At 62.0% G+C, this 4280-nt stretch carries 3 protein-coding genes and 1 pseudogene; all 4 read left to right on the forward strand.

Annotation, left to right across the window (positions count from 1 at the left end; translation table 11 throughout):
• Window positions 1-205: 205 nt before the first annotated feature.
• Window positions 206-1660 (forward strand): arginine-ornithine antiporter, encoded by a 1455-nt coding sequence (gene arcD / locus IBX54_RS13100; RefSeq protein ID WP_296543101.1) that lies wholly within the window; start codon window positions 206-208, stop codon window positions 1658-1660.
• A 41-nt stretch (window positions 1661-1701) separates the two neighbouring features.
• Window positions 1702-2919: an arginine deiminase gene (locus IBX54_RS13105; RefSeq protein ID WP_296543102.1), complete on the forward strand. Its 1218-nt coding sequence runs from the start codon at window positions 1702-1704 to the stop codon at window positions 2917-2919.
• Window positions 2920-2960: 41 nt separating this feature from the next.
• Window positions 2961-3959 (forward strand): ornithine carbamoyltransferase, encoded by a 999-nt coding sequence (gene argF, locus IBX54_RS13110; RefSeq protein WP_296543103.1) that lies wholly within the window; start codon window positions 2961-2963, stop codon window positions 3957-3959.
• Window positions 3956-4280 (forward strand): annotated as a pseudogene (locus IBX54_RS13115) (carbamate kinase); the annotation flags it as partial. The gene argF and the pseudogene IBX54_RS13115, both read left to right, overlap by 4 nt.

Raw genomic sequence — 4280 nt, forward strand, 5'->3', positions numbered from 1 at the left:
GGCCCTGCAAGGCTGAATCCCTGCACAAAGGCGGATCACAGTCGGCGTGAATACGGTCACTGGACTGCAAACCCTTTTGATGACTTCGGGACTTGTGTGCGTTTTCGCACAGACCAATAGTCGCAACGTCGGTGATCATGAAACCCTGAGCAAGCGGTGTCAAGAATGAACGAGAAGCCCAAGTCCTACCAGGAGCACGCCAGCCATGAACACACAATCGACCCCATCGCCCCAAAAAAGCCCGCCCGGCAAACTTGGCTTGGGCTTGCTGGTGGCGCTGGTGGTGGGCTCCATCATTGGCAGCGGTATTTTTGGTCTGCCGCAGAACATGGCCGCCGGCGCCGGTGCCGGTGCGATTCTGATCGGCTGGACGGTCACCGGTGTCGGCATGCTGCTGCTGGTGCGCGTCTACCAGATGCTGTCGCTGCGCAAGCCCGAACTGGACAACGGCGTGTACGCCTATGCCCGGGCGTTGTCAGGCGAATACGTTGGCTTCAACTCGGCTTGGGGCTATTGGGTCAGCGCCTGGATCGGCAATGTGGGCTATCTGGTGGCCGCGTTCGGTGCGCTTGGGTACTTCTTCCCTGCTTTTGGCACGGGCAACACGCTCGCCTCCATCATCGGCGCCTCGATGGTGCTGTGGCTGATTCATGCCCTGGTGCTACGCGGCATTCAAGGCGCTGCCGTGCTCAACGCTGTGGTCACACTGGCCAAGATCGTACCGCTGCTGTTATTCATCGGCCTGGTGGCCATGGCGTTCCAGTTGGATACCTTTCGGCTCAATTTCTGGGGTGATGCCAAACTTGGCTCGGTGCTTGATCAGGTGAAAAGCACGATGCTCGTGACCGTGTGGGTCTTCATCGGCATCGAGGGGGCCAGCGTGTATTCGGCCCGTGCTCGCAAACGTGAAGACGTTGGCTGGGCCACCGTCATCGGTTTCCTGATCTGCTTGCTACTGCTGATGTCGGTGTCACTGCTGTCGCTGGGCATCTTTGCGCAGCCCGAGTTGGCGGGCCTGAAGAATCCGTCGATGGCGAGCGTGCTGGAAGCGGCGGTGGGCACGTGGGGTGCGGTGCTGATTTACGTCGGCCTGATCGTGTCGGTGGGCGGTGGTTTTCTGGCCTGGATGCTGCTGGCTGCGGAGTCGCTTTTCACCCCGGCCGGTGGCGGTGTGATGCCGGATTGGCTTGCCAAACAGAACGGCAAGGGCGTGCCGGCCAATGCGCTGTGGCTGACCAACGGTATGGTGCAGGTGTTTCTTGTGCTGACGCTGTTCTCGAAGGCGTCGTACCTGGCGCTCATCTCGCTGTCCACGGCGATGATTCTTCTGCCTTACCTGTTCAGCGCCGCCTATGGGCTGTCGCTGGCCTGGCGCGGTGAAGGCGAGGCGCAGGACACACGCAGCGCCCACCACCGCAGCGATGTGCCCATCGCCGCATTGGCCACTGTTTACTGCCTGTGGCTACTGTATGCCGCCGGTTTCAAGTATTTGTTGTTGAGCGCCTTGCTGTATGCACCGGGTGCGGTGGTGTATCTGATCGCCAAGCGACAACGCAGCGAGCAAGCCTTCGGGGGGCGCGAATGGGTCATTCTTGCTGTTCTTGTCGTGCTGGCGCTGGTTGCCGCAGCCCTGCTGGCCACAGGTCGACTGAGCGTTTGATGTTGGTCAAGCACATATTGATTTTTTGAAGAGGTATCCATATGCCGATAGGAATCCACTCGGAAGTCGGCCGCTTGCGCACGGTGCTGGTATGCCGACCCGGCCTGGCGCAGAGGCGCTTGACGCCGCTCAATTGTCATGAGTTGTTGTTCGACGACGTTCTATGGGTAGAGCAGGCGCGGGCAGACCATGACGCGTTCACCCATGCCATGCGCGAGCGTCATGTTGAGGTGCTCGAACTGCAGGCGGTCCTTGCTGAGACCATGGGCAACCCTGCTGCGCGCGACTGGTTGCTTGAGCGCAAACTCGGTCCCAATTTCATCGACCCGGAACTGGCGCAGCAGTTGCGGCCCTGGCTGGAAGGGTTGTCGCCGAGCCGTCTGGCCGAACACCTCATTGGCGGCCTGGCGCGTGCCGAGCTGCCTTTCGAGCCAGAGGGGCTGTTGGCGCGTTACGCCGCTGAGGCCGACTTCCTGTTGCCACCGCTGCCCAATACTTTGTTTACGCGTGACAGCAGTTGCTGGATCGGTGAGGGCGTGGCCTTGTGCCCCATGTATTGGCCGGCGCGCCGGCAGGAGACGCTGCTTACCGCAGCGGTTTATCGGTTTCATCCGGCCTTTGCGGGGCACACCACCGTGTGGTGGGGCGACCCCGACCAGGATCACGGTCAGGCCACGCTGGAGGGGGGTGATGTCATGCCGCTGGGCGGGGGGGTCGTGTTGATCGGCATGGGTGAGCGCACCTCGCCCCAGGCCGTGAGTCAGCTCGCTCGCGCACTTTTCGCAACCGGTGCAGCAAGCCGGGTGCTCGCAGCCCAAATTCCCAAGTCGCGCGGTGCCATGCACATGGACACCGTGTTTACTTTTTGCGATGTGGACCTGGTGACCTACTTCCCGGAGCTGGTGGACACCATCCGCGTGCACAGCCTGCGGCCAGGCAAGCTGGCGGGAAGCCTGGATGTGCGCACGGAGTCACAGTCCTTTCTGGATGTGATGAAGGAAGCCCTGGGCTTGCCCCGGCTGCGCACTGTCGCCACCGGTGGCGATGCCTACACAGTGGAGCGCGAGCAGTGGGACGACGGCAATAACCTGCTGGCGCTGGCACCCGGCGTTGTCATGGCCTACGCCCGAAACACCCATACCAACAACTTGCTGCGCAATGCCGGGGTGCAAGTGATGGTCATCTCTGGTGCTGAACTGGGCCGCGGTCGCGGTGGCAGCCACTGCATGTCCTGCCCCATCGAACGTGACGCCGTCTAGGTGCCGCCCGAACATCCACAACTCTCAAGACTGGATTCCCCATGGCCTTCAACCTTCGCAACCGCAGCCTGCTGGCGCTCAAGGACTTCGCCCCTGGCGACATTCGATTTCTGCTCGACCTGGCGACCGAGCTCAAGCGATCCAAGGCGGTGGGCAATGAACACCCGCAGCTCAAGGGCAAGAACATTGCGCTGATCTTTGAGAAACCCTCGACCCGCACGCGCTGCGCCTTTGAGGTAGCGGTGCATGACCAAGGTGGCCACGTCACGTACCTGGATGCTGTCGGCTCGCAGCTGGGACATAAAGAGTCCCTCAAGGACACGGCTCGCGTGCTGGGACGGTACTACGACGGTATTGAATACCGTGGCTTCCATCAAAGCGTGGTCGATGAACTGGCGCGCTTTGCCAAGGTGCCGGTCTGGAACGGGCTCACCGATGAGGCACACCCGACCCAGATTCTGGCTGACCTGCTGACGATGCAGGAGTTTGGCGAGAAGCCCTTGCACGAGTTGAGTTTTTGCTATCTGGGCGATGCCAGCTTCAACATGGGCAGCTCGCTGCTGGTGGGCGGCACGCAAATGGGCATGGACGTGAGCATCGCCGCACCAGCGGACCTGCAACCGCCGGCCGACCTGGTGGCGCAGATGCGCGAACTCGCGCGCAGCACCGGGGCTCGCATCACGCTGGAGACCGACCCATTGAAAGCCGTGGCTGGGGCAGACTTTCTCTACACCGATGTCTGGGTGTCGATGGGCGAGCCCGAAGAGGTCTGGAAGCAGCGCATCGCGCAACTTCTGCCCTACCAGGTCACGACGGCATTGATGCAGGCCACCGGCAAGGCGCGCACCAAGTTCATGCATTGCTTGCCGGCCTTTCACAACCTGGATACCGAGGTGGGTCGCCAGGTGCATGAGAAATATGGCCTCAGCGAGATCGAAGTGACCGACGAGGTTTTTGAGTCCGATGCGTCCGTCGTTTTCACGCAGGCCGAAAACCGCATGCACACCATCAAGGCCGTGCTGGTGGCCACACTCGGATGAGACTCGTCGTTGCCCTTGGCGGTAACGCGCTGCTGCAGCGCAGTGAACCGCCCACCGCAGAAAACCAGCTCGACAACATTCGCCGTGCAGCCGTCCAGATCGCGGGCGTGGCTGCTGGGCATGAGTTGGTGCTGACACACGGCAACGGGCCGCAGGTGGGGCTGCTGGCACTGCAGGCCGCCGCCTACACCAGCGTGGAGGCCTATCCGCTGGATGTGCTGGGCGCGCAGACCGACGGCATGATCGGCTATCTGCTTGAGCAGGAGCTTGCCAACTTGCTGCCGCCGTCCAGAGCCGTTGCCACCCTGCTCACACGGGTCG

Origin of the sequence: Rhodoferax sp. (assembly GCF_014859475.1) — a bacterium.
Lineage (GTDB): Bacteria > Pseudomonadota > Gammaproteobacteria > Burkholderiales > Burkholderiaceae_C > Rhodoferax.

Excerpts from the sequence above, each read along its gene's own strand:
- arcD (WP_296543101.1), top strand. The coding sequence starts at position 206 with ATGAACACACAATCGACCCCATCGCCCCAAAAAAGCCCGCCCGGCAAA.
- argF (WP_296543103.1), top strand. The coding sequence starts at position 2,961 with ATGGCCTTCAACCTTCGCAACCGCAGCCTGCTGGCGCTCAAGGACTTC.
- IBX54_RS13105 (WP_296543102.1), top strand. The coding sequence starts at position 1,702 with ATGCCGATAGGAATCCACTCGGAAGTCGGCCGCTTGCGCACGGTGCTG.